The sequence below is a fragment of the Streptomyces sp. NBC_01384 genome (assembly GCF_045040035.1).
In the GTDB taxonomy this organism is placed as follows: domain Bacteria; phylum Actinomycetota; class Actinomycetes; order Streptomycetales; family Streptomycetaceae; genus Streptomyces.
Genome location: NZ_CP109560.1, coordinates 348,289 through 369,673, shown reverse-complemented (window position 1 = coordinate 369,673; position 21,385 = coordinate 348,289). Strand labels below are relative to the sequence as shown.

The window sequence follows — 21,385 nt, the reverse complement described above, 5'->3', positions numbered from 1 at the left end:
CAGCAGGTACAACGCCACGCCCTCGGCGTACGCCTTCGTCGTCAGCTCGGCCCGGCTCCGACCGAACCGCAGGAACCGCAGCCACTGATCCGCGACCCACACCACCTCGAAGTCGTCGTCGACGACCGTCCAGTACCGAACTCCCGACGGCAAATCCACAGGAAAGGCACGCAATGCAACTCCATGATCTGACGGTTGATGCAACAACCCGCCACAGAGCCACACCCCCCGAGAACGAGTCTCAGAAGATCAACTTACTGCCCCCACACAACGTCACACCACACCGGACTTACCCCCAGAGAAGCCGGCGCTGCCGCTTCCTGACGATCTGCGGCTCGAAGCTGCCCGCCCGGTCCCGGGGGACCTCGATCTCAACCGGCCCGACCTCGGTCACCACGGTCTTCGAACGAGTGCCGTTGCGGGTGTTGCCGTCGGCGGCCCTCTCATGCTTCTCGTGGCCGAGATGATCCGTGATCTCACCCTCGAGAGCGGACTCCAAGACCCTCTTCGTCAGCTGCTGCAGCAGCCCGCCCTCACCGGTCAACTTGATCCCGCCAGCCTTCGCGCGGTCCACCAGCTGACCGATCAACTGGTCATCCAGCGCATCCGGTGCCCCGGCGGGCTTCACTTCCTCGACGGCCTCAGCCGAGACGATCACGTCTGTCATCAGGTGTCACTTCCTGTTCGAAGATCCACCGTTGACCGTACAGACCCTCGTGAGCCGGTGGCCCAGCCGCGCCCACCGGTGCGGTGCTTGCCCGCCGCGGATAACTCGGCGTCGTCGGCGGCAGACGGTGCAGGGGCTCCAGCGGACCAAGTCCCTGTGCTCCGCCGCGACCCGCGGCGCTGTCTCACGGCCACCGCCACGGCCGCGCTGCTCGTCGTCGACGCCTGGTTCGACGTCACGACCTCCCAGCCCGGCCCCGAACTGGCCACCGCGGTCGCGATGGCCGTGTGCGCGGAGCTCCCGATGGCTGCCCTGTGCACCGTACTGGCCGTGCGCGTACTGCCGTCCCGCACCCGCGACAAGGCACCTGACACCGACGGATCCGACCTACAGGTCAACGCGGCGACCTGATTCTCACCCAAATGACAACTCTTTCGAGGCATCCAGATCGCCGCCGCAGTTATCTAGCATTCCGACAGCGCGTTGCACTTGGGAGGGTTTGTCCATGGCCGGCACCACCGCGGAAACCATCGCCTCGGCCCCGCCGATAGGCGTGCGGCTGCTCAGCCGCAGCTCAGGGGGCGGACGGGGCGCGGCGAGCCGACCCGGCTGGGCGCGGGTCGCGTACTGGGCGATCCTGCTGGCGGCGGTGGTGCTGTTCAGCTGGGACATCCAGAACAGCGGCTATCACGCGTTCTACTCGGAGACCGCGCGCAGCATGACGCAGAGCTGGAAGGGCTTTCTCTTCGGCTCGTTCGACCCGGGCAACACGATCACCATCGACAAGCTGCCGGGCTTCCTGTGGCCGCAGGCCCTGTCCGCGCGGATCTTCGGCTTCCGCCCTTGGGCGCTGACCCTGCCCCAGGTGATCGAGGGCGTGCTCGGCGTCGTCGTACTGCACCGCGCGGTGCGCCGCTGGGCGGGGGAGAGCGCGGCCCTGCTCGCCGCGGGCGCCTTCGTGCTCACCCCGGCGATCGCCGGACTGTTCCGCACCGAGGTCGAGGACCCGCTGTTCACCCTGTGCGTGCTGCTCGCCGCGAACGCCGGCCTGCGGGCGGCCCGTGAGGGCCGGCTGCGCCCGCTGCTCGCGGCCGGGGCCTGGATCGGCCTCAGCTTCCAGGCCAAGATGCTGGAGGCCTGGGCGATCCTCCCGGCGTTCGGCCTGCTCTACGCCGTGTCGGCCCCCGTGACACTGCGCCGCCGCCTCGCGCATCTGGCGGCGGCGGGCGCGACCTGCCTCGCGGTGTCGGCGTCCTGGGTGCTGCTCGTGACCCTGACCCCGGCGCAGGACCGGCCGTTCGTCGACGGTACGACGGACAACTCCGCGTTCAGCCAGGTCGTCGGCTACAACTTCCTCACCCGTTTCTCCAGCCTCGGCGTCAGCGCGAAGTCCACCGGAAGCGTCGCGGCGCAGAGCATGGCCGGAACCGATCCGGTGCCCCACACCGGACAGACCCTCACCGAGTGGGCCAAGATGTTCGGGCCCTCGCTCACCACCCAGATCGGCTGGCTCTATCCGATGGCCGCGCTCGCCGCCGTATGCGGACTGGTGTGGCTGCGCGGCCGGCCGCGCACGGATCCGCTGCGGGCGGGCTTCCTGTTCTGGACGGTGTGGCTGGCCACTTACTTCCTGGTGTTCAGCGCCGGCGCGGTCGGCGCGCACACGTACTACATGGGTGTGGTGGGCGTTCCGATCGCCGCGCTGTTCGGCGGCGGAATGGTGCAGTTCTGGCGGGCCTGGCGGCGTGGCGACCGGGCCCGGCTGTGGGCGCTGCCGACGGCTGTCGGGAGCACGGTCGTGTGGTCGGCGTTCGTCGCCTACCAGTTCCCGGCGTTCCTGCCCTGGCTGGCGCCCACCGCGTTCGTCCTCGGCGTCGGCGCGCTCGCGCTGCTGATCCTCTCCCGCGTCCGCGCCGGGATGCCGGCCCGGGCCGCGGTGCTGGGCGTCGGGCTCGGCATCGCCGCGATGCTGCTGCCGTCCGCCGCCTGGGCGTCCTCGGTCCTCACCACCCAGTACGGCCACTCAGGCATGGGCGCGGCCGGCCCCGTCTCCGTACGGCACGGCAGCAAGTACCGCAACAGGGCCACCTGGTCCTCCCCCCACGGCAAGACCGCCCCGGTCCGCTCGACGTTCAAGGGCACCGGCCACGAGGGGCTCACCCGCGAGGAGCAGCGTCTACTGGAGTACACCCGGGCCCACCAGGGCCGCGCCACCTTCGTCTTCGCGACGACCAGCTGGCGCGCCGCCTCCCCCTACATCCTCTACGCCGGCGCCCCGGTCCTCCCCATGGGCGGCTTCACCGGCGCCGTCCCGACCCCCACCGCCGCCGGCTTCCACCACCTGATCGCCACCGGGAAGGTGCGCTACGTCGTCCTGGGCGGCGCCGCCACCGACCCCGGCACCGTCAACGCCGCCTGGGTACGCGGCCATTGTGCCCGGGTACCCAGCCAGACGTTCCATCTCTACGACTGCTCGAAGCCGCCCGCCCCGCACAAGGCACAGGCACGGCACCACCGTCACGCGGGGAAGGCGGACCGGGCCAGGGCGCCGAAGTCCAGTACGTGAGTCGTGCCGTTGACACCCCGCGCCAGGTCCGAGGGCCGCCCCTGCTCTGGCTCTGCCTCGTTATCGCTCATCCCGGATCCACCGGCTTGATTTCGGTGTGATCGTTTCGGGTGGTTCGGGGGCGGTCCGAGGTTGAGCTGCGGATTCGGGTATGGGGTGCCCGCTGGTCTGCCCAGCTTTTCCACATGCCCGGAGATCTCAGGCCCTTGCGGGCGGGGTGGTCAGGGCTTCTCGATGGCGGGTGGTGGCGCGTGCGTGAGGTCGAAGAGCTGGGTGAAGTCGTCCCGCCAGGGCCGGCGTACGGGCAGATGGAGAGTGAGGCGGCGGGCCGAACGTGCCAGCCGAGCAGGCACGTTGATCAGGTGGTCGCGGATCGTGCCGGTGGTCGCCTTGGCGTGGAAGGCGGACGCCAGGGTGCCGGCGGCGCGGGTCAGGTTGTGCGCGAGGGCGGCCAGGGCGAGCCAGGCCGCGTTCGCCTGGAAGTGCCCCGAGGGGGCGTGCGCGAACGGGCCGTTCTTCACATCCGCGATCACCTGCTCCACGACAGCGTGACGCCTGTGATCACGCTCGGCATCGGCCAGGGAGAGCGGGGAGTTGGTGAACGCGCCGTGACAGCGCCAGGTGTCGAAAAGCGTGCCCTGCCCCTCGGGGATCGCCTCGGGGTTGAGGCGCTTGACGCGGCGCACGATCAGGCGGGCGGTGACCTGCTGTTTCTTCGGCTTGGAGGTGAAGGCGGTGTAGGTACCGGCCCGGGCAGCGCGTGGATGGAGCTGGACGCGGCCCTGCACCGCGCGATCGGCGTCGGTGCCGCCCCCACGCCGCCTCGGTGAGCACCACCTTCAACCACTTCGGGCCGGGCCGGCTGCGGCCGCCCTTCCGCTTGTGTCGGCGTACACCTGAACGTGGCCACCGAGGTACAGACATACGTCCCCACCCGAAGAGGGTCATGCGCAGGCGGAGAGCCGGGGCCGCCCGATCTCTGAGGGTGCGTGACAGGACGGCCAGTCAAGGGCGCCCTTCGGGCGTCGCTGCGCGATGGGGCGTCGCCCCACCCTGGACAGCCCGCCCTGTCACGAGGCTGGCTGGCTATCGGCCGGCCCCGGCCCTGTGGCGACCACGCAGTTGGCCACGTTCGCGTGTACCTGGCTGGGGAGAAAACCCCGTACTCCGACAGCTTGCCGCCCGAAGCATGATTGCCCGGGCACACCCCCGCCCAGGAGGCGAGGTGGGCCGAGGTCGGGAAGGCCGACATGTCCAGACCGATCTCGGCGACCAGCACCTGGGCGACTTTCGCCCCGACCCCGGGGATGGTCTGGATCAGTTCCAGGACCTCGCCGTGCGGGGCGAGCCGGGCGGAGATCTCCGCGTCGTAGGCGACGAGCCGCTGCTCCAGCCCGTCGATATGGGCAAGGAGACCACGCACGATGACGCCGTGGTGCTCGACGCGGAAGCGGTGCTCGAGAGCCTCCTCCAGTGCTTCGCGTTTCGAGCGGAGCCGTCCCTTGGCCAACGCGGCCAGCTCCACCGGTGAGGTCACCCCGTCCAGCAATGCCTCCAGCACTGCCCGCGAGGTCTTCGACCACACCTGCGAGGCCACCGAGGTCAGCTTGATCCCGGCGTCCTGCAGCACCTTCTCCAGTCGCTGGATCACCCGGACCCGCTCCTGGGACACCGCCGTCCGTGCCCGGGTCGGATCCCGCAGCTCACGAAACTCCTGCACCGGCACGAAGGACGGGCGCACCAGCCCGCACTCCAGGATCCGGGCGATCCACACCGAGTCCCCGACATCGGTCTTGCGGCCGGGCACGTTGCGCAGATGCGCCGCGTTCACCAGCCAGCAGGTGAACCGCCCCTCCAAAGAGGCGAAGACGGGCTTCCAGTACACCCCGGTCGCCTCCATGCCGACCAGCTCCACCCCTTCGCAGGCCAGCCAGTCACCCAGCTCGGCCAGCGCCCGCATGGTGGTCTTGAACGTCCGGGTCTCCGTCGCCCGCGAGCCCCGCCGCTGTCCCGGAGAACGGACCGTCGCCACCACCGTGTCCCGGTGCACGTCCAGTCCGGCGCACCGCTCGAACAGCACCTGCATCCCGGCCTCCTCCGCGACAGCACCGATCAACGTGCCGCCCGGAAGGGGCCTACCGATCCAAAGAGTCTGAGATTCGCGCTCGCAGCAGCAGTCAACAATCCCTCAAGTCCCAGCGTCATACTTTTCCCCGGACTCGTGGATACCAAGCGCAACCGACGTCTGCCCGGACCGCACCTCACCAGCATGCGAACGGCGCGGCAGAGCACTCAAGCCGCGCAGGGAAGCCAACCAGCCACCGGCCCGCACGCGTTGTGCGCCCCGGATTCTCATCCCGACACGGTGGCGGCGCGCAGCGCAGTCATGGGTACTTTTCCCAGCACCTCGATCGTCTGTTCCTGCTCGCGGACCTTGCGCCGCAGCCGGACCAGCTCCTCCCGCTCAGCGGTGGTCAACACCCCGGCCGGCCCCTCGCCCCGATCGATCTCGGCCTGCCTGACCCAGCCCCGCAGGCCCTCGGAACTCACCCCGAGCTCTCGCGCGACCTCCGTCACCGTCCGCCCGGAGGAACGGACGAGATCGACGGCGTCCTTCTTGAACTCCGCCGAGTACCGCTTGCTCGTGTTGCTCTTCTTACTCACTACCTGGACTGCTTCCTCCGGGACCCATACGTCCCAGTATCAAGCTGTCCTGACATCGGGGGGGAAACTTCAACCCGACGGTAAAGAGAATCCCGGGATTTCGTCGTGCTGTGCTATGTGGGGTCGTAGGAGGGTTCCAGGTTTTGTTGGGTTTCTGGTGTGGCGGGTTCGCCGCGGGTGTTGGAGGTGCGTAGCGCGATGGCTCCGGCTGCCACCATGACCTACGACCGCATCCGCGACCCCATCAACCCGCCCGCCACCAAGCTTCTCCCCGAATTCCGTCAAAACGGGGGACGCTACTTCAACACCGACGAACGCGACTTCGTCGCCGTCTACAGCCGTTAGCCTTGCACGAATTCGTAGGTGTAGTACACCAGGCCGTCACCCATCTTTCGTGTGTTGACCAGGTGCAGCGGCTTCTTGTCGCTGGTCTCGTCGAAGATACGCAGGCCGGTTCCCAGCACGACCGGGAAAACTACCAGCCGCAGTTCATCGGCCAGGTTCTCTTCTATCAGTATGCGCACGAGCTGATAGCTGCCGTAGACCAGGATTTCCCCGTCCACTTTCCGCTTCAGCTCCGAAATCTCCTTTACCGCATCGCCGTTGAGGACCGTGGCGTTGCTCCACTGAGGATCTTCGAGAGTCGACGACACGACGTACTTGGGGATGCTGTTCATTCTGTCCGCCCACTTGCGGCTTACGCGGACATCCGCGCCATCGCGCGATAGCATCCGGGACGCGAACCACTCACTGCTCCGCCTGCCCAGCAGTAGCGCCTCGGCACCCAGCGCTTCCTCCGTCTCGCGGGCGGCCCAGTCTTCGAGGTCCTTGCCCCCCACGAACTGGTGGAACCAGCCACCCCGCTCGAAGCCTTCCTCGCCGTCCGGGTCTTGGACCACTCCATCGAGTGTGACATTTGAGCTGATGACGATCTTTCCCATTTCCGTGCTCCTTTGACAATGTTGTCGGCTATCACTGGTCTAGATGCGTACGGATGGTCGGCAGCGCGACGTTCACGATCGAGCCGTCCACGACGTCCAGGAACGTCACCGCGCACAGCAGCGCCAGCGTGACCTTGCCGCGCCCGGTCGCCAGGAACGACCCCTCCGGCGGCGCCGTCGATGCGGTCATGGCGTCGCTCACGACCCGGCGGCTTCCATCACGGGGCCGACCTCGACCCCGCCGCCGACCCGCATCACCGGGCAGTCCTTGGCCAGCGCGAGCGCGGAGTCCATGTCCTCGGCGGACACCACCGAGTGGCCGATCATCCGGGAGCCGCTGCCGCCGACCTCGCCGAGCGAGGCGTAATCGGTCACCGCGTTGCCGACGTCCACCAGGGCCGAGCCCAGCCCGCCGAACCAGGCCTGCCACTCGGCCGCCGTCTCGGCGCCGGGCACGTAGTCGGAGGGCACACGGAAGGAGAAAACGTACTCGGCCATGATCTGTGGTCCTGTTCTGTATCCGGGGCGCGCCCCGGACTGGGACCGCCTCCAAACAGGTAGACGCCGGCACGGCCATGGATTGGGCGCGAAGACACCGCCCAATCCGCCGAACCGACGGCGTCAGTATCAGTAAGCAAGTCGAACGCGGCCTGCGGAAAGAAGAAAAGCGAGGATGCATGCCGATGGAGATGGATACGACGGACCTGATCGCCCGGGCTCGGGCCGGCGACCACAACGCGTTCCGCGACCTGGTCCAGGGCCACTCCCACGAGTTGCAGGTGCACTGCTACCGCATCCTGGGATCCCTGCAGGACGCCGAGGACGCACTCCAGGAGACCCTCGTGTCCGCCTGGCGTAACATCGGCGAGTTCGGCCAGCGGTCCTCGCTCCGGACCTGGCTCTACAAGATCGCGACCAATCGGTGCCTGAGCATGTTGCGCGCCGACAGCCGACGCCCCCGCATCGCCCCCCCGCTGCCCGAGGCCACCCTGCCAGAACCCACCGGCGCCGGCGACGCCCCGCCCTGGTTGGAACCCTATCCCGACGTCCTGCTCGACCACCTCGTCGACCAGCGCCCCGGACCGGAGGCCCGCTACGAGACCACCGAGGCCATCTCCCTGGCCTTCATCACCGCCCTGCAACTGCTGCCCCCACGCCAACGCGCCGCGCTCGTCCTCCGCGACGTCCTGGGCTACCACGCCGCCGAAGTCGCCCAGATGCTCGACACCACCCAGGAATCCGTGAACAGCGCCCTCAAACGCGCCCGCGCCACCGTCGACAACCACCTCGCCGACTCCAGCAGCACCGGCAGCGGCAGGCCTGCGCGGCAACCCGACACCGCCGCCAAACACCGGCTCGTCGCCCGGTTCACCGACGCCATGGAACGCGCCGACCTGGACGCCCTGATCGAACTGCTCGTCACCGACGTGAGACTGTCCATGCCCCCGGCCATGCTGGAATACCGCGGCATCGAATCAGCCCAGCGCCTCTTCGCCGCCGTCGTCTTCCGCCCCGGCCGCACCTACCGCGTGGTACCCACCCGCGCCAACGGCCAGCCCGCCTTCGGCTTGTACCTTGCAGACCCTCACGCCGGTGTCTACCGCGCTTACACCCTGCTGGTCATCACCACCGCCGGCGACCACATCACGGCCATCACCGGCTTCCACAACACCAACGTCATGACGCACTTCGGACTACCCCGAACCCTCCCCGAAACAGATTGACAGACTTCTGGGGGCGCCAAGCGGTGGCGTCTGTTCACTGAGCGACTCTGAGGTCACGATCATCCGGCCGGCCGCATGCATGGCGGCACCGCCGGGACGGTCGACGAATCAGAGCCAGGACAGCCGAAGCGGTGGTCGGACGGTGGTGCAGGCCGCATGGGATCACGAGGTGTCCTGGCCGATCGCGAACGCGGCGTTCACCACGGCCGCGAAGAACACACTCCCGGCGCTCACCCCGGCTGTGCAGCACCTGGGGATCGACGAGACCCGGCGCGGGAAGGCGAAGTTCCGGCTAGGGCGCGTATCTGGTTTCGATCAATCTGCCGGATCTGGCCCGCGCGGTGGGGTGGATCCGGTAGATCGTCGTGTATGACGCGTGCGCAACTGACTGATGCCGAGTGGGCGTTGATCGAGCCGTACCTGCCGGTCGGCGAGCGGGGTCCGTACCCGGAGCGGCTGCGGCAGCAGTTCGAGGGAGTGATCTGGCGGTTCAGGGCGGGTGCGCAGTGGCGTGAGGTGCCGAGTGAGTTCGGCGCCTGGACGACTGTGTCCAACCGGTTCCGGCAGTGGCGGGACGCCGGGGTCTTCGAGGCGCTTCTGGAGGGGATGATCGCGGAGGCCGCGAAGCGGGGTGAGGTGGACTTGTCCCTGGTCAGTGTGGATTCCACCACCGCCCGGGCTCACCACGACGCTGCCGGGATGCACCTCGGCCAAGAGGTCATGGCCGCCCTGGAGAAGGCGGCCGCCGAGGAGGAGAATGCCCGCCAAAAGGTGGCAGTCCGGAAGGACAAGACGGGCAGGGTGCTTTAGCTGATCCCGAGCGGGAGGAACGGCGACGTATCCGGCGCCGGCACAAGGCCCGCCTGAAAGCAGCCCTGCTCGGACGCTCGAGGGGCGGGCAGACCAGCAAGATCCACGTCGCCGCCGACCGCAAGTGCCGCCCGCTGGTCTTCGTCCTGACCGCCGGCCAGGCGGCGGACAGCCCGCAGTTCATCCCGGTACTCAAGAAAGTCCGGGTGCCCGGGCCGGTCGGCCGCCCCCGGACCCGGCCCGACGCTGCTGCCGGCGACAAGGCCTACTCGTCCCGCGGCAATCGCTCCTACCTGCGCAAACGACGCATCAAGGCGGTCATCCCGGAGAAGAAGGACCAGGCCGCCAACCGCAAGAAGAAGGGCAGCCGGGGCGGCCGGCCCGTCAGCCACGACACCGCGCTCTACAAAGAGCGGAACACAGTCGAGCGTCTGATCAACAAGCTCAAGGCGTGGAGAGGCATCGCCACCCGCTACGACAAGACACCCAAGAGCTACCTCGCCGGAGTCCACCTGCGCGGCTCGATGATCTGGATCAAGGAGCTCGCGCGGGCCACCCCTTGATCAAAACCAGATACGCGCCCTAGTCATCGGTGAATACGGAGCCGACGCGTGGGAGGTCGTGGCCGACCGCTGGCATGTCGGGTTCTGCGACCTGACCGGCGGCGCGGGGCTGCTCGGGCAGGTCGAAGGCCGCACCTCGGCGTCGGTATCGGAGTGGATCGACGCCCAGAGCCGCGCCTGGCGATCTGGGGTGCGTGTCGTGGCGATCGACATGTGCACCGTGTTCAAAGCTGCCGTCACCGCATCGCTGCCGCACGCGATCCTGGTCGTCGACCTCTTCCACGTCGTGCAGTTGGCGAACAACGCCGTCACCGAGGTCCGCCGCCGCGTCACGCTGCAGCATCGCGGCCGGCGCGGACGCAAGGGCAACCGCGAGTGGGAACTGCGCAACCGGCTGACCCGCGCTGCGTCCCGGATGCACGCCGACCACCTGGACCCGATGGTCGCCGACCTCGAAGGACTCCCGAAACAGATCGGCGAGCCGATCCTGGCCGCGTGGAACGTCAAGGAGGACCTGCGCGACCCGCTGGACCTGCACGGCGCCAACCCCACCCGCCATCAGATCAGTACCTTGCTGACCAGGTTCTACGAGTCCGCCGCGGCCTGCGGGCTGCCGGAGGTGGAACGCCTGGCCACCACGATCTCCACCTGGTGGCCGCAGATCCTGGCCGGGATCACCACCGGGATCACGAACGCCGCCTCCGAGGGGATCAACCGCGCGATCAAGACCGACGCCCGCTGCGCCTACGGCTACCGCAACCCCGCCAACCAGCGGCTCCGCTCCCGCTGCGCCACCACCCGACGAGCCCGCGGCCACCTCACCACCCGGACCAGCGGCCGTCACGCCCAGCCACGACCCTCACGACGATGAAGCACTATCAAGTTCGAAGAGCCCCCATCACACACTGGATCTGGCGATACGCCTCCCGGAAAGAACCGATCGCCACCTGGATCGTGCTGTCCAGGGCGCTTTCCAGGGATCGTTGCAACACGTGGTCGTGTTGGTCAGGCCCCGAGCAGTTCATGCAGGCGCTCGGCCGGGGCTTGCCGGCCGAGCGTTTTGCGTGGGCGGCGGTCATTCCTTGTCGCGCAGGCGGGCGATCTGTTGCCGGGAGAGTTCAACGGTGCGCTGCATGTGCCGGTACAGCAGGGCGCGCTCGTCCTCGGTGTAGTCGGCGAACATCGCCCGCCATCCCCGGCTCAGCTCGGACCACAGCTCCATGAGATCCCGCATCGCCTCCGGGACAGGCTCCACCCGGACCCGGCGGCGGTCGGTCTTGTCGCGGTGCCGGACAACGTAACCGGCCTTCTCGAGACGGTCGACCAGCCGGGTCGCCGATCCGCTGGTCAGGCCGGTGAGTTCGGCGATCCGGCCGGTGGTGAACGGGCCGGGCTCGGCGGTCAGCAGGTTGAGGCACTGGACATCGGTGGGGTGCAGCTTGAGATGGTCCGCGACCGCCTGGTTGAACATGACGTACGAGGCCAGGTAGCGGCGGGACTCCTGCTGGAGATCATCAATCAGCATGCACACCATCCTAAATATCTGCGTCACACAGTAACTGTGTCGTACGGTAACCGCATGACGAAGGAATCCTACCGGCCCGTGGTGGCCGTCGCCGGAGCGACCGGCGCCCAAGGCGGCGCGGCCGCCCGCTCGCTGCTCGATCAGGGCTTCCAGGTCCGGGCCCTGACCCGCACTCCCGACTCAGCCGCCGCACACGCGCTGAGGGTCTTCGGCGCCGAGGTGCACGCGGCCGACTTCGACGACAGCAAGTCGCTGGAGGCCGCCCTGAAGGGCGCCGACGGATTGTTTGCGATGTCCACGCCATTCGGCTCGGACCCGGAGACCGAGGTCCGGCAGGGCATCGACCTGCTGGAGGCCGCCCGTGGTGTCGGGCACATCGTGTTCACCTCGGCAGCGCACGCCGACCGCGGCACGGGCATTCCGCACTTCGAGAGCAAGTACCGCATCGAGCGGCACCTGCGAGGGCTGGGTGTGCCGTGGACGATCCTTGGTCCGGCCGCGTTCATGGACAACTACACGGTCGAGTGGTCGCTCGAGGGTCTGCGTGAAGGCCGGTTCGTGCTGCCGATGCCGGCCGACCGGCCGCTGACGCTGATTCCCGCGCGGGACATCGGCGCCTTCGCAGCCCATGTTCTTGCGCGGCCGCAGGAGTTCGCGGGCCGGCGCATCGACATCGCTTCCGACAAGCTGACCTGCCTGGAGATCGCGGAAGCCCTGACCGGCGTGTGCGGCCGGCCGATCGTCTTCGAGCGGCTGCCGATCGCCCACGTCGAGGCGTTCTCGGCTGATCTCGCCGCGATGTTCCGCTACTTCACCGAGGTCGGCCTCGATGTGGACGTGGACGCACTGCGGCGCGACTTTCCGGAGATCGGCTGGCAGCGCTTCGGCACCTGGGCGGCCAAGCGCACCTGGCCGGTCAGCTGATTTCACGCGGTCAGCACATAGCCGGACTCAGGCCGCGAGCAGTTTGTGCAGGCGCTCGGCCGGGGTTTCCCAGCCGAGCGTTTTGCGTGGGCGGCCGTTGAGTTCGGCGGCGACAGCGGCCAGGTGCTCACGGGTGTGGACGGACAGGTCGGTGCTCTTGGGAAAGTACTGCCGCAGCAGGCCATTCGTGTTCTCGTTCGAGCCGCGCTGCCAGGGCTGGCCGGATCACAGAAGTAGACGGGGACGTCGGTGGCGATCGTGAACTCCCGCTCACGCAGCAGCTTCTTGCGTCCCTGAGCTACGGTCCGCAGCTCCCGAATCTTGAAGTCCATCGCACCCCCTGAACTGGGGTGTTGCAACGACCACTAGAACGGAAGCAGGCTTCTCTGAACTAGGGCCTGTGTGATGTCGTGATCAATTGGCTCCTTGCAAGAGGTCATTGATCCAGATCATCGAGGCACGGCGTTCGAGGCCGGCGAGGTAGCTCTCGGGGGTCTTGTCGAAGCGTGTGGCGATGCCGCGCCGGTCCTTGAGTCGGTTGATCAGTCGCTCGACGGTGTTGCGATCACGGTAAAGATCGGCGTCGTGAGTGACGGGACGGCCGCCCCGGCTGCCCTTCTTCTTGCGGTTGGCGGCTTGGTCCTTCTTCTCCGGGATGACCGCCTTGATACGGCGTTTGCGCAGGTGGGCGCGTTCGCTGTTCCGGAAACTTGTGCAGGCTGAGCTGACGCTGCATCATCAGCACCGTTCCTTCACGAGTCCACCATCGGGACCACAAACCCCGATCTGCCTGTGAGGCCCCGCTGAAACTCTCCGTGCCCATGACGCGCCGAACCGCCGTGCTCGGCGCCGCCCTGGTCGTCGCCCTTTCCGGTACCGCCGTCGCGGCGTCGCCCATAGCCACGGTGGCGGCGTCGGACAACAAGGTCCACGCGTGCGTCAACAAGACACAGCTGACGGTGCGGATCATCGACCCCGCCCGCCACCAGTCCTGCACCGGGGCCGAACGCGTCGTCTCCTGGAACATCACCGGACCGCAGGGAGCCAAGGGCGCTGCGGGCGCCAAGGGAGCCACCGGCGCCACCGGCCCGGCCGGTGCAACCGGTGCGGCCGGCCCCGTCGGTCCCGTCGGCGCGACGGGGCTCACCGGCCCGGCCGGGCCCACCGGGGCCACGGGCGCGAAGGGGGACACGGGCGCGACCGGCGCCACGGGGCCCGCCGGCGCGCAGGGCGACAAGGGAGCCACCGGAGCGACCGGGCCCGTTGGCGCCACCGGGCCGACCGGTGCCGCCGGGCCCGCCGGACCGAAGGGGGACAAGGGCGACCCCGGGCCGGACTCGCGGTTCGGGACCGAGACCACGTCGGCGGCGTCGGGACACGGGACGGAGTGCACGATGGGCACGGTGTGGCTGGCGGCCGGAGCCCGGGCGGGCGGGGTCCCGGCAAGGGGGCAACTGCTGCCCATCAGCCAGTATCAGGCGCTGTTCTCGCTGCTCGGCACCATGTACGGCGGCAATGGAACGACGTCGTTCCAACTGCCCGACCTGCGGAGTGCCGCGCCGAACGGGCTGACCTACGTGATCTGCGTCGCCGGAATCTTCCCCTCGGCGGACTAGGGCCTGTGTGATGTCGTGATCAATCGGCTGCTCGCAAGAGGTCTTCGAGCCAGATCATGGGACCTGTCCCCGAGTGGTGGACACCTCTGAGCGGTGGTCGCGTGCCGGAGCGGGGAACCTGGGGGTCTACCGGCGGGCGGCGGCGACGTCGGCGAGCGACGTCAGAAGTCGGACGCGGCCGAAGACCGGACGGTCGTCCTCCCAGTCCGCGGTGTGCAGGGCGACTTCCTTGTCGTCCTCGCTCCACACCGCGCGCACCTCGTAATAGGCGTACGGCTCGAATTCGGGCTCGGTGAGCCGGGCGGGCGTCAGGTTGCCGCGGTCGTCGACGCCGGCGGCCGCGATCGGCTCGATGCTGAGGTCGGCGAGGCGGGCGTTGATCAGATCGGCGTGGCGCTGGGCACGCAGCAGGCCCTGGGCAACGATGTCGATCTGCTGCTCCTAGACGAGTCATTCCGAATGCTGACGGTGTGTCCGGGAACGCAGACAGGGCGTCCAAGATCGTTGTGTGACGAACAACCTGGACGCCCTGCTGACCGCACTGTACGTGAAGATCGATGACGAGATCGGAGGTACCCGATGGCTGGGTCGGCCGCCGCAGCTGACCGATTCCGAGCTGGTCACCCTTGCCGTCGCGCAGGCTCTGCTGGGCTTCACCTCGGAGTCGCGCTGGCTGCGGTTCGTGGACTCCCGACTGGGAGCGATGTTCCCGTACGTGCCCAGGCAGCCGGGCTGGAACAAACGACTGCGGGCAGCGTTGCCGCTGGTCAAAAAGGCAATATGGCTGCTTGCGGTCGATACGGACTTTTGGTTCGACAACCACTGGATCGTCGACTCCACGCCGGTGGAGTGCGGTCGCTCGCGGCCGACGGTGAAGCGGTCGGACATGGCCGGCTGGGCCGGATACGGGTACTGCGCCTCGCACTCCCGGTTCTTCCGGGGCCTGCGCCTGTTCCTGGTGTGTACTCCGACCGGCATGCCGATCCTGTGGGCCCTGGCGAACCCGAAGATCGGCGAACGTGAAGTGCTGACCGCAATGCTTGACCGCGAACCGGAGACAGTCACGGACCGGCCAGGGCTGCTGGTGATCTCGGACAAGGGCTTCGCCTCGATGGCGTCCCGCTGGTTGGTGCAGCCGATCTTGGTCAGGGCGTGTTGGTGGTGTTCGGTAGCGCGGGGGCGCTGTCGGGGAGCTCGGCGGGGTAAAGCTGATCCATGCTTCCCTCGGGCAGGTAGCGGCGGGGGAAGGCGATCCATTCGTCGTGCAGTTCGAACAGGACGGCGGTGACCAGTCGCAGGAGCGCGTCGTCGTTGGGGAAGACCTGGACGACGTCGACGCGGCGCTTGACCTCGCGGTTGACCCGCTCCAGTGGATTGGTGGACTGAATCTTCTTCCAGTGGCGTTCGGGGAAGACCGCGAACGCGGTCAGGTCCTCCTTCGCTTCCAGGAGCATCGCCTTGACCTTGGGGAACTGGCCGCCGAGCATGTCGGCAACGGTGTCGAGTTGGGCACGGACCGTCTCGCCGGTGGGCTGGGCGAAGATCGTGCGGATCGTCGCGGCGACCATCTCGGCCGACTCCTTGCTGATCACGCCGAAGACATTGCGCAGGAAGTGAACACGACAACGCTGGTAGGCGGCCCCGAGCATGACCTTCCGGATGGCCTTGACCAGTCCCGAATGATGGTCGCCGATCACGAGCCGGACCCCGCTCAGGCCGCGTTCGCGCAGGGAACGCAGGAACTGGGTCCAGAACACCTCGGTCTCGCTGTCGCCGACCATCACCCCCAGCACCTCGCGGCCGCCGTCCTCGGTGATCCCGGTGGCGATCACCACGGCCCGGGACACGATCTGGTGCTCGACCCTGGCCTTGCAGTAGGTCGCGTCCAGGTACATGTACGGGAAGCGCACGTGGTCCAGAGGCCGGTTGCGGAACGCGGTCAGCTGGACGTCCAGGTCGCCGCAGATCCGGGAGACCTCGCTCTTGGAGATCCCGGTGTCCGCGCCGAGGGCCTTGACCAGGTCGTCGACCGACCGGGTGGACACGCCGTGCACGTACGCCTCCATGATGACCGCGTACAGGGCCTGGTCGATCCGGCGCCGCCGCTCCAGCAGGCTCGGGAAGAAGCTGCCCGACCGCAGCTTGGGGATGGCCAGGTCCAGGTCGCCGGCCTGGCTGGTCAGCGTCCGCTCGCGGTGGCCACTGCGGTAGGCGGTGCGGGTATCGGCGTGCTCGTTCCACTCCGCGCCGATCTTCGCACTCGCCTCGGCCTCGATCAGCTCCTGCAGCATCCGCTCGGCCACTGAGCGGACCAGTTCGAGGCCGTCCGCTGAACGTAGTGACTCAAGCAGGCGGAGTAAGTCATGCTGGGTCAGGGCCATCGTGCACCTCCCGGGCTGAACACGCCGTTTACCAGGGAGAATTGCACGGTGGCCCGTCTGATGAGCAGGGAGCGGAGCCTACGCGCGCATGCGCCCCCGGGCGCACGCCCTGACCAAGATCGGCTGCACCAACCAGCGGGACACCATCTTCGCCTCCAAGGAGTTCGAGGCCGATCTGGCCTTCCGGGGCGCGGAGTTGCTGCGACCGACGTTCAAACGCGAGACGGCTCATCCAGCACTCCGAGACGCTGATCACCTGGGCCGCCATCACCCTCATGACCAGGCGTCTCGCACGGAAAGGCTCGACCCCCAGCTGGCCGAGGAAACCGGCCGCTGTCGACGGCTGACTGCCCCGGAGGGCCTGGCTCTCAGCCACGAACCTTCGGAGTGACCTAGTGATTCACCGTCGTCGGCAGGCGGCCTGCTTGTTCAGCCAGTTCTGGGCTGCGTCCAGCACGGCGTCCTGGTGGCGGGCCACCGGGCGGGGGTCCTTGATGACTTCCTCGTCCGGCGGGATCGACTCGTCGTAGGTGCGGCCCGTGCGGTCCGCGTCCTTGACTTCGGTGAGGATGAGCATGGCGCCGTCGGACAGGCGGTGCGCGTCGTTCCCCGTTGGGACACCGCGGGTCTGTTCGCCGAAGAACCGGGTGTCCGGGCGTCCGCGGAAGGCCACCACGACCGCCTCACCCGCACTGGCTGTCTGCCGGCCGGTCAGCACGGCGACCGGCGGCCTGCTTCGGCCCAGGGGCCGGCCGGCGCCCCCGGCCTGCGGCTTGCCGTCCAGGTACGGGGCACCGTTCTTGATCGACCACACGAATTTCTTGCCGTCCGCATCGACGAACATGCCCACCGTGCCGTCACCCAGAATCGGCCCGGCCACGGCGAGCACCGGCCACATGCCACCACCGCTCTCCGGCCTCAGGTCCACCACCCAGCCGCAGGCTCCCGCCCCGTCCGCCTTCGTCACGGCGTCCCGGCCCTGCCGTACGTACGCGTCGTACGTCTTCTGGGAACCGCTCACCCGAGGCAGGGAAACGTACTCGATGCCGTTCTTCAGGGAACGGCCTTCCAGACCATCGAAAGAGGAGGTCGACGCCTCGATGCCCTCCTTGGCCTGCCCCGGATCCCAGAAGGTGCTGTGCCGATCGCCCAGAGCCCCCAATGCCGACTCGATCGCCCCGTAGGTGTCCGCGGGCTTCTGCGCCCCGCGAGCCTGTGAGAACGCCTTGCTTCGGAGGTTGTCCCAGTCGATCTGGTGACGGAGCAAAGAGTGCTCTTCCATGATGCTCAGCGCCTTCGACAAGTACGTCCGCGCCGCGGGCGCCATGTCGCCGCCCGCCGAGTCCTGCGCACCGCTCGTGCATCCCGTCGCCGCTACGACAACTCCGGCCAGTGCCGCACATGCTGGCATGCGCAGTGAACGTCCCCGACCCATCCGTCCCCAGGCTCTCGTCACAGGAGGCAACCCTAACGTTAACGATCACCCGCTGACGAGCTCACAGATGAGAAACAGGTACTTACGCCGGGAAGCTCGTGGACTGGGCGAAACAGCACCTCAACCTCACGGTCAAGCCTGTCAGCCGTCCCAAGGACGCCTCCGGCTTCGTCGTGCTGCCCCGCCGCTGGGTCGTCGAGAGGTCGCTCGCGTGGATGATGCACGCCCGCCGCCATGCGAGGGACTACGAACGGCTCATCCAGCACTCCGAGACGCTGATCACCTGGGCCGCCATCACCCTCATGACCAGGCGTCTCGCACGGAAGGGGGGACCCCCAGCTGGCCGAGGAAACCTCCGGAGCATTTCACGGTCGACGACAGGCAGCCTGTTTGAGGAGCCAGCTCTGTGCTGCCTGCAGGACCTCGTCCCGGTTACGTGCCACCGGGCGTGGGTCTTTGACAATCTCCACGGCAGGTGGAATCGGCGCGTCATATGCACGGCCCGTTCGGTCCGCGTCCTTGACTTCCGTGAGGGCCAGCACAGCTCCGTCGGCTAGGTGGTACAGCTTGTTTCCCGTGGGGACGCCGTAGGTCGGCTCGCCGAAGAACCGGGTGTCAGGACGTCCCCGGAAGGCCACCACGACCGCTTCACCCGAACTGCCTGTTCGCTTACCGGTCAGGACCGCGACCGGCGGGGCGCTCTTGGCGAACGGTCGGCCATCGCCCCAACCGACCAACTTGCCGTCTTCGTATGGACTGCTGTGCTTGATCGACCAAACGGACTTGCTGCCGTCGACATCCACGAACGCACCGACCGTGCCATCGCCCAGGATCGGACCTACCACCTCAAGCATCGGCCACATGTCGCCCCCGGTGTCCGAGCGCAGATCCACCACCCAGCCGCAGGCTTCACCCGCGCCGGCCTTCGCCACGGCACTCCGGCCCTGTCGCACATACTGGTCGTACGCCTCTTGAGACCCCTGCACACCAGGCAGGGAAATATAGCCCACACCGCTTTTCAGAGAACGGCCTGCTAAGCCATCGAAGTTGACTACGGAGGCTCCGTAACGCTCCTTCGCTTCATCCGGCTCCCAGAACAAACTGTGCCCGTCGCCCAGCGCATACAGAGCCGAGTCGATCGCCCCGTACGTGCCCGCCGTCTTCTGCGCGCCGCGCGCCTGCGAGAACGCCCTGCTCCGCAAGTCTGAGTCACCATGGGTGCAGCCACGACTGACCGAGGCCCCCCAGGACTTCAGCCGGTTCGTCCACCACCGCCGGGACCTGACCAATCCCACCCTGGACCAGGCCAGACACCGGGCCGGCGCGATCGGCGAGGCCTACGGCTGGACCAGGTGGGTCGCCCGGGAAGTCGACCGCGCCCTGGTCATCCTCCTGTCCGAGCACCAGACAGGCGACAAGATCTCGTACTCGCAGATGTCCGACGGCCTTCGGCACTTCGGCCTCACCACCAAGCGCACCGCCGAGATCCTCGACCAGCTCGACCTCCTCAACGACGACCGCGTCCCGGTCTTCGAGTCCTGGCTGTCCCAGCTGTCGACGGTCTCGCCGACGGGATCCGCCGCGACGTCGAGGACTGGCTGCGAACCCTGCGTGACGGCGGTCCCCGCAGCCAGCCCCGCGAGCAGGGCACCGCCATGAAGTACCTGACCGAGATCCGCCCGGTGCTGCTGGACTGGTCCGGCCGGCTCGACCACCTGCGCGAGGTCACGCGCACCGACATCCTGGCCATCCGCGACCAGTTGGAGGGCTCGAAGCGGCACCACACCATCAGCGTGCTGCGGTCGCTGTTCCGGCACTGCAAGAAGAAGGGCACCATCTTCCGCGACCCCGCCGCCCGGGTCCGCGTCGGCCGCCAGGACTACCGGGTCCTTCTTCCCCTCGAACCAGGCGAGGTCCGTGCCGCCGTCGACGCGGCGACCACGCCGGCCGCACGGCTCGCCCTGGCCCTGGCCGCCGTCCACGCAGCCCGGCCGAAGGCAGTGCGCGAACTCCAGCTCGACGACGTGGACCTGGGTAATCGCCGCCTGGTCCTGGCCGGCCGCGCTCGCCCACTCGACGACCTCACCCGCCAGGCGATCCTCGCCTGGCTCGACTACCGCCGCCAGCGGTGGCCCAACACCGTAAACCCGCACCTGATCGTCAGCCAGCACACGGCCATGGACACGCGCCCGGTCAGCGGTATGTGGATCACCGAGGCCCTCCGCGGCCAGACCGCGACGCTGGAGCGACTGCGTATGGACCGTCAGCTTGAGGAAGCCCTCACCCACGGCCCCGACCCGCTCCACCTCGCCGAGGTCTTCGGCCTCGACGAGAAGACCGCCATCCGCTATGCGAACTCCGCCCGCCAGATCCTGGAGCGGCCCCTGGAGAGCGCCCCCGCAACATCACCGCGAACCCAAGGGGACAACCCCGAGAATCCCGGCAACGGACCCTCGGGTTCCCACTCAAGAGCCTTCAGTTTCCCTGAACCCGCGGGCCTTAAGGGGCGGCGTTAACGAGCAGCGAACCAGGTGGCAAGTAGCCCGCCAGTAACTTGGTGAGGGTGGCGAGGGGCAACTCGGCCAAGGCCTCCGGTGGCCGGTGGCATCACCCTTTCGATGGTCGCCAAGCTGGAGGCCGAGCCAGCGGGCCGTCAGTCCCTGCTCGACCAGGTGCTGAAGAGCCTGGAAGAGTTCAGCAGCTGATCTCTCAGCATCAGAAGGGGCCCATCGCCGTCTCTGCGGCGATCGGGCCCTTCGCCTTCACCGGGCCTTCAGATCCCAGTGCTGGTCGGCTGCCCAGTCGGCGAAGCTCCGCCAGCCCACCTCTGGGTGGTCGCGCCGCAGCCCTTCGACGTCCACGTCGAGACCGGTACCGGCGAAGTAGCGGAACATGGTGGCCAGATCGGCGGAGTACACCTCGATCTCGGCGAGGGGGACCGGCGCGAATTCGATCGGACGACCGCAGGCGGTGGCGAGGGTCTCGGCGATCTCGGAGCACGTCACGCGATCGGAGGCGAGGTCGATGCGCCGCCCGGCGAACTCCTCGGGATGCCGGAGGGCGAGCGCCGCGAACGCGCCGATGTCGGCGGCCGAGATGAACGGCAGCCGCAGGTCGGCGGGCAGAGGCAGGGCGAACCGGCCCTCGCGCAGGCCGCTCATCGTCCACTCGCCGGTGTGGTTGTCCATGAAGACGCCCGGGGCGATGACCGTCCAGGGGATGCCCAGGCTCCGCAGGTGGAGCTCGATGCGGTGCTTGCTGTCGAAGTGGGGGATGCCGGTGCCGCGGTCCGCGTTGGCGGCCGAGGTGAACACGATGTGCCGGACGGTCCCGCTCGCGGCGGCGTCGAGCAGCGCGACTGCCTGCCGCACCTCGGCGTCGATGTCGGTGCCGAGGGGCGTGGACATCGCGAACAGTGCGTCGGCCCCGGCGAGCGCGGCATCCAGGCCGACGCGGTCGTCGAAGTCGGCGTACGCCACCTCCGCGCCGAGCCGGCGCAACTGCTCGGCGCTGGCGGGCGTCGTCCGGATGCAGAGCCTTCAGCTCGGCCACCTTGGCGAGCCGGCGCT

General features: G+C 68.3%; 21 protein-coding genes and 7 pseudogenes. 13 read left to right on the top strand and 15 right to left on the bottom strand.

The features are described 5' to 3' along the window. Positions 1-301: 301 nt before the first annotated feature. Positions 302-628 (bottom strand): annotated as a pseudogene (locus OG747_RS49195) (transposase); the annotation flags it as partial. 195 nt (positions 629-823) lie between these two features. Between OG747_RS49195 and OG747_RS49190 the strand changes: the two are divergent. Beyond that, positions 824-1,078: a hypothetical protein gene (locus OG747_RS49190; RefSeq protein WP_405886275.1), complete on the top strand. Its 255-nt coding sequence runs from the start codon at positions 824-826 to the stop codon at positions 1,076-1,078. Positions 1,079-1,172: 94 nt separating this feature from the next. Further along, positions 1,173-3,233 carry a glycosyltransferase family 39 protein gene (locus OG747_RS49185; protein ID WP_331744344.1) on the top strand — a complete coding sequence of 687 codons (2,061 nt, stop codon included), beginning with the start codon at positions 1,173-1,175 and terminating at the stop codon, positions 3,231-3,233. A 221-nt stretch (positions 3,234-3,454) separates the two neighbouring features. On the opposite strand, the gene OG747_RS49180 is transcribed toward OG747_RS49185, so the two are convergent. From OG747_RS49180 to OG747_RS49170, 3 genes are all read right to left on the bottom strand, one after another. After that, complete coding sequence (locus OG747_RS49180) at positions 3,455-3,919, bottom strand: transposase (RefSeq protein WP_405886273.1); 465 nt, start codon at positions 3,917-3,919, stop codon at positions 3,455-3,457. Positions 3,920-3,921: 2 nt separating this feature from the next. Beyond that, on the bottom strand, positions 3,922-5,319 hold the full coding sequence (locus OG747_RS49175; RefSeq protein WP_331765050.1) for an IS110 family transposase: 1,398 nt from the start codon (positions 5,317-5,319) through the stop codon (positions 3,922-3,924). 266 nt (positions 5,320-5,585) lie between these two features. Beyond that, positions 5,586-5,897 (bottom strand): transposase, encoded by a 312-nt coding sequence (locus OG747_RS49170; protein WP_331744353.1) that lies wholly within the window; start codon positions 5,895-5,897, stop codon positions 5,586-5,588. Positions 5,898-6,095: 198 nt separating this feature from the next. Here OG747_RS49170 and OG747_RS49165 point away from each other — a divergent pair, with 198 nt between their 5' ends. Continuing rightward, the gene (locus OG747_RS49165; protein WP_331744356.1) at positions 6,096-6,242 is read left to right on the top strand and encodes a hypothetical protein; all 147 of its coding nucleotides are present in this window, start codon (positions 6,096-6,098) and stop codon (positions 6,240-6,242) included. Here the strand turns inward: OG747_RS49165 and OG747_RS49160 are convergent. From OG747_RS49160 to OG747_RS49150, 3 genes are read right to left on the bottom strand one after another with little or no spacing between them, the layout of a single operon-like run. Continuing rightward, positions 6,239-6,838 (bottom strand): dihydrofolate reductase family protein, encoded by a 600-nt coding sequence (locus OG747_RS49160; RefSeq protein WP_331744359.1) that lies wholly within the window; start codon positions 6,836-6,838, stop codon positions 6,239-6,241. The two genes, OG747_RS49165 and OG747_RS49160, sit on opposite strands and share 4 nt — an antisense overlap. Before the next feature lie 31 nt (positions 6,839-6,869). Beyond that, positions 6,870-7,040, bottom strand: coding sequence for a hypothetical protein (locus OG747_RS49155; protein ID WP_405886270.1), 171 nt, complete (start codon positions 7,038-7,040; stop codon positions 6,870-6,872). Continuing rightward, complete coding sequence (locus tag OG747_RS49150; RefSeq protein ID WP_331744362.1) at positions 7,037-7,336, bottom strand: hypothetical protein; 300 nt, start codon at positions 7,334-7,336, stop codon at positions 7,037-7,039. The genes OG747_RS49155 and OG747_RS49150 overlap by 4 nt, the downstream gene beginning before the upstream one ends. 179 nt (positions 7,337-7,515) lie before the next feature. Between OG747_RS49150 and OG747_RS49145 the strand changes: the two genes are divergently transcribed. The 3 genes and pseudogenes from OG747_RS49145 to OG747_RS49135 all read left to right on the top strand — a co-directional run bounded on the left by OG747_RS49145 (position 7,516) and on the right by OG747_RS49135 (position 10,806). After that, positions 7,516-8,562 carry a sigma-70 family RNA polymerase sigma factor gene (locus OG747_RS49145; RefSeq protein WP_331765047.1) on the top strand — a complete coding sequence of 349 codons (1,047 nt, stop codon included), beginning with the start codon at positions 7,516-7,518 and terminating at the stop codon, positions 8,560-8,562. 369 nt (positions 8,563-8,931) lie between these two features. Next, a pseudogene (locus tag OG747_RS49140) lies at positions 8,932-9,935 on the top strand (IS5 family transposase). Positions 9,936-9,993: 58 nt separating this feature from the next. Beyond that, the gene (locus OG747_RS49135; RefSeq protein ID WP_331744368.1) at positions 9,994-10,806 is read left to right on the top strand and encodes a transposase; all 813 of its coding nucleotides are present in this window, start codon (positions 9,994-9,996) and stop codon (positions 10,804-10,806) included. A gap of 204 nt (positions 10,807-11,010) precedes the next feature. On the opposite strand, the gene OG747_RS49130 is transcribed toward OG747_RS49135, so the two are convergent. After that, a complete protein-coding gene (locus OG747_RS49130; protein ID WP_331745044.1) occupies positions 11,011-11,460 on the bottom strand; it encodes a MarR family transcriptional regulator in 450 nt (149 codons plus the stop codon). A gap of 54 nt (positions 11,461-11,514) precedes the next feature. Here OG747_RS49130 and OG747_RS49125 point away from each other — a divergent pair, with 54 nt between their 5' ends. Further along, positions 11,515-12,384: an NmrA/HSCARG family protein gene (locus OG747_RS49125; protein WP_331744372.1), complete on the top strand. Its 870-nt coding sequence runs from the start codon at positions 11,515-11,517 to the stop codon at positions 12,382-12,384. 27 nt (positions 12,385-12,411) lie between these two features. Here the strand turns inward: OG747_RS49125 and OG747_RS49120 are convergent. Both OG747_RS49120 and OG747_RS49115 read right to left on the bottom strand, forming a co-directional pair. Further along, positions 12,412-12,650 (bottom strand): annotated as a pseudogene (locus OG747_RS49120) (IS30 family transposase); the annotation flags it as partial. Between the two features lie 148 nt (positions 12,651-12,798). Then, a pseudogene (locus OG747_RS49115) lies at positions 12,799-13,077 on the bottom strand (IS5/IS1182 family transposase); the annotation flags it as partial. A 128-nt stretch (positions 13,078-13,205) separates the two neighbouring features. On the opposite strand from OG747_RS49115, the gene OG747_RS49110 reads away from it, so the two are divergent. Further along, positions 13,206-14,000, top strand: a complete 795-nt coding sequence (locus OG747_RS49110) for a tail fiber protein (protein WP_331744375.1) — start codon at positions 13,206-13,208, stop codon at positions 13,998-14,000. A 126-nt stretch (positions 14,001-14,126) separates the two neighbouring features. On the opposite strand, the gene OG747_RS49105 is transcribed toward OG747_RS49110, so the two are convergent. Next, a complete protein-coding gene (locus tag OG747_RS49105) occupies positions 14,127-14,249 on the bottom strand; it encodes a hypothetical protein (RefSeq protein WP_331744377.1) in 123 nt (40 codons plus the stop codon). 259 nt (positions 14,250-14,508) lie between these two features. Between OG747_RS49105 and OG747_RS49100 the strand changes: the two are divergent. Beyond that, a pseudogene (locus OG747_RS49100) lies at positions 14,509-15,111 on the top strand (transposase); the annotation flags it as partial. 34 nt (positions 15,112-15,145) lie between these two features. Here OG747_RS49100 and OG747_RS49095 read toward each other — a convergent pair. Continuing rightward, entirely contained in the window at positions 15,146-16,381 is a 1,236-nt protein-coding gene (locus tag OG747_RS49095) for an IS256 family transposase (protein WP_331744379.1), read from the bottom strand. A 224-nt stretch (positions 16,382-16,605) separates the two neighbouring features. Between OG747_RS49095 and OG747_RS49090 the strand changes: the two are divergent. After that, a pseudogene (locus OG747_RS49090) lies at positions 16,606-16,716 on the top strand (IS5/IS1182 family transposase); the annotation flags it as partial. 65 nt (positions 16,717-16,781) lie between these two features. Here the strand turns inward: OG747_RS49090 and OG747_RS49085 are convergent. After that, complete coding sequence (locus OG747_RS49085) at positions 16,782-17,708, bottom strand: S41 family peptidase (protein WP_405886536.1); 927 nt, start codon at positions 17,706-17,708, stop codon at positions 16,782-16,784. 191 nt (positions 17,709-17,899) lie between these two features. On the opposite strand from OG747_RS49085, the pseudogene OG747_RS49080 reads away from it, so the two are divergent. Further along, a pseudogene (locus tag OG747_RS49080) lies at positions 17,900-18,139 on the top strand (transposase); the annotation flags it as partial. Between the two features lie 42 nt (positions 18,140-18,181). Here OG747_RS49080 and OG747_RS49075 read toward each other — a convergent pair. Then, a complete protein-coding gene (locus OG747_RS49075; RefSeq protein WP_331744384.1) occupies positions 18,182-19,018 on the bottom strand; it encodes a S41 family peptidase in 837 nt (278 codons plus the stop codon). Positions 19,019-19,034: 16 nt separating this feature from the next. On the opposite strand from OG747_RS49075, the gene OG747_RS49070 reads away from it, so the two are divergent. Both OG747_RS49070 and OG747_RS49065 read left to right on the top strand, forming a co-directional pair. After that, the gene (locus tag OG747_RS49070; RefSeq protein ID WP_331744387.1) at positions 19,035-19,475 is read left to right on the top strand and encodes a hypothetical protein; all 441 of its coding nucleotides are present in this window, start codon (positions 19,035-19,037) and stop codon (positions 19,473-19,475) included. Then, positions 19,472-20,332, top strand: a complete 861-nt coding sequence (locus OG747_RS49065) for a hypothetical protein (protein WP_331744390.1) — start codon at positions 19,472-19,474, stop codon at positions 20,330-20,332. Before OG747_RS49070 ends, OG747_RS49065 begins: the two co-directional genes overlap by 4 nt. 246 nt (positions 20,333-20,578) lie before the next feature. On the opposite strand, the gene OG747_RS49060 is transcribed toward OG747_RS49065, so the two are convergent. Then, positions 20,579-21,346: an NmrA family NAD(P)-binding protein gene (locus OG747_RS49060; protein WP_405886535.1), complete on the bottom strand. Its 768-nt coding sequence runs from the start codon at positions 21,344-21,346 to the stop codon at positions 20,579-20,581. Positions 21,347-21,385 lie beyond the last annotated feature (39 nt).

Excerpts from the sequence above, each read along its gene's own strand:
- OG747_RS49185 (WP_331744344.1), top strand. The coding sequence starts at position 1,173 with ATGGCCGGCACCACCGCGGAAACCATCGCCTCGGCCCCGCCGATAGGC.
- OG747_RS49175 (WP_331765050.1), bottom strand. The coding sequence starts at position 5,319 with ATGCAGGTGCTGTTCGAGCGGTGCGCCGGACTGGACGTGCACCGGGAC.
- OG747_RS49165 (WP_331744356.1), top strand. The coding sequence starts at position 6,096 with ATGGCTCCGGCTGCCACCATGACCTACGACCGCATCCGCGACCCCATC.
- OG747_RS49160 (WP_331744359.1), bottom strand. The coding sequence starts at position 6,838 with ATGGGAAAGATCGTCATCAGCTCAAATGTCACACTCGATGGAGTGGTC.
- OG747_RS49150 (WP_331744362.1), bottom strand. The coding sequence starts at position 7,336 with ATGGCCGAGTACGTTTTCTCCTTCCGTGTGCCCTCCGACTACGTGCCC.
- OG747_RS49145 (WP_331765047.1), top strand. The coding sequence starts at position 7,516 with ATGCCGATGGAGATGGATACGACGGACCTGATCGCCCGGGCTCGGGCC.
- OG747_RS49130 (WP_331745044.1), bottom strand. The coding sequence starts at position 11,460 with ATGCTGATTGATGATCTCCAGCAGGAGTCCCGCCGCTACCTGGCCTCG.
- OG747_RS49125 (WP_331744372.1), top strand. The coding sequence starts at position 11,515 with ATGACGAAGGAATCCTACCGGCCCGTGGTGGCCGTCGCCGGAGCGACC.
- OG747_RS49110 (WP_331744375.1), top strand. The coding sequence starts at position 13,206 with ATGACGCGCCGAACCGCCGTGCTCGGCGCCGCCCTGGTCGTCGCCCTT.
- OG747_RS49095 (WP_331744379.1), bottom strand. The coding sequence starts at position 16,381 with ATGGCCCTGACCCAGCATGACTTACTCCGCCTGCTTGAGTCACTACGT.
- OG747_RS49085 (WP_405886536.1), bottom strand. The coding sequence starts at position 17,708 with ATGGCGCCCGCGGCGCGGACGTACTTGTCGAAGGCGCTGAGCATCATG.
- OG747_RS49065 (WP_331744390.1), top strand. The coding sequence starts at position 19,472 with ATGAAGTACCTGACCGAGATCCGCCCGGTGCTGCTGGACTGGTCCGGC.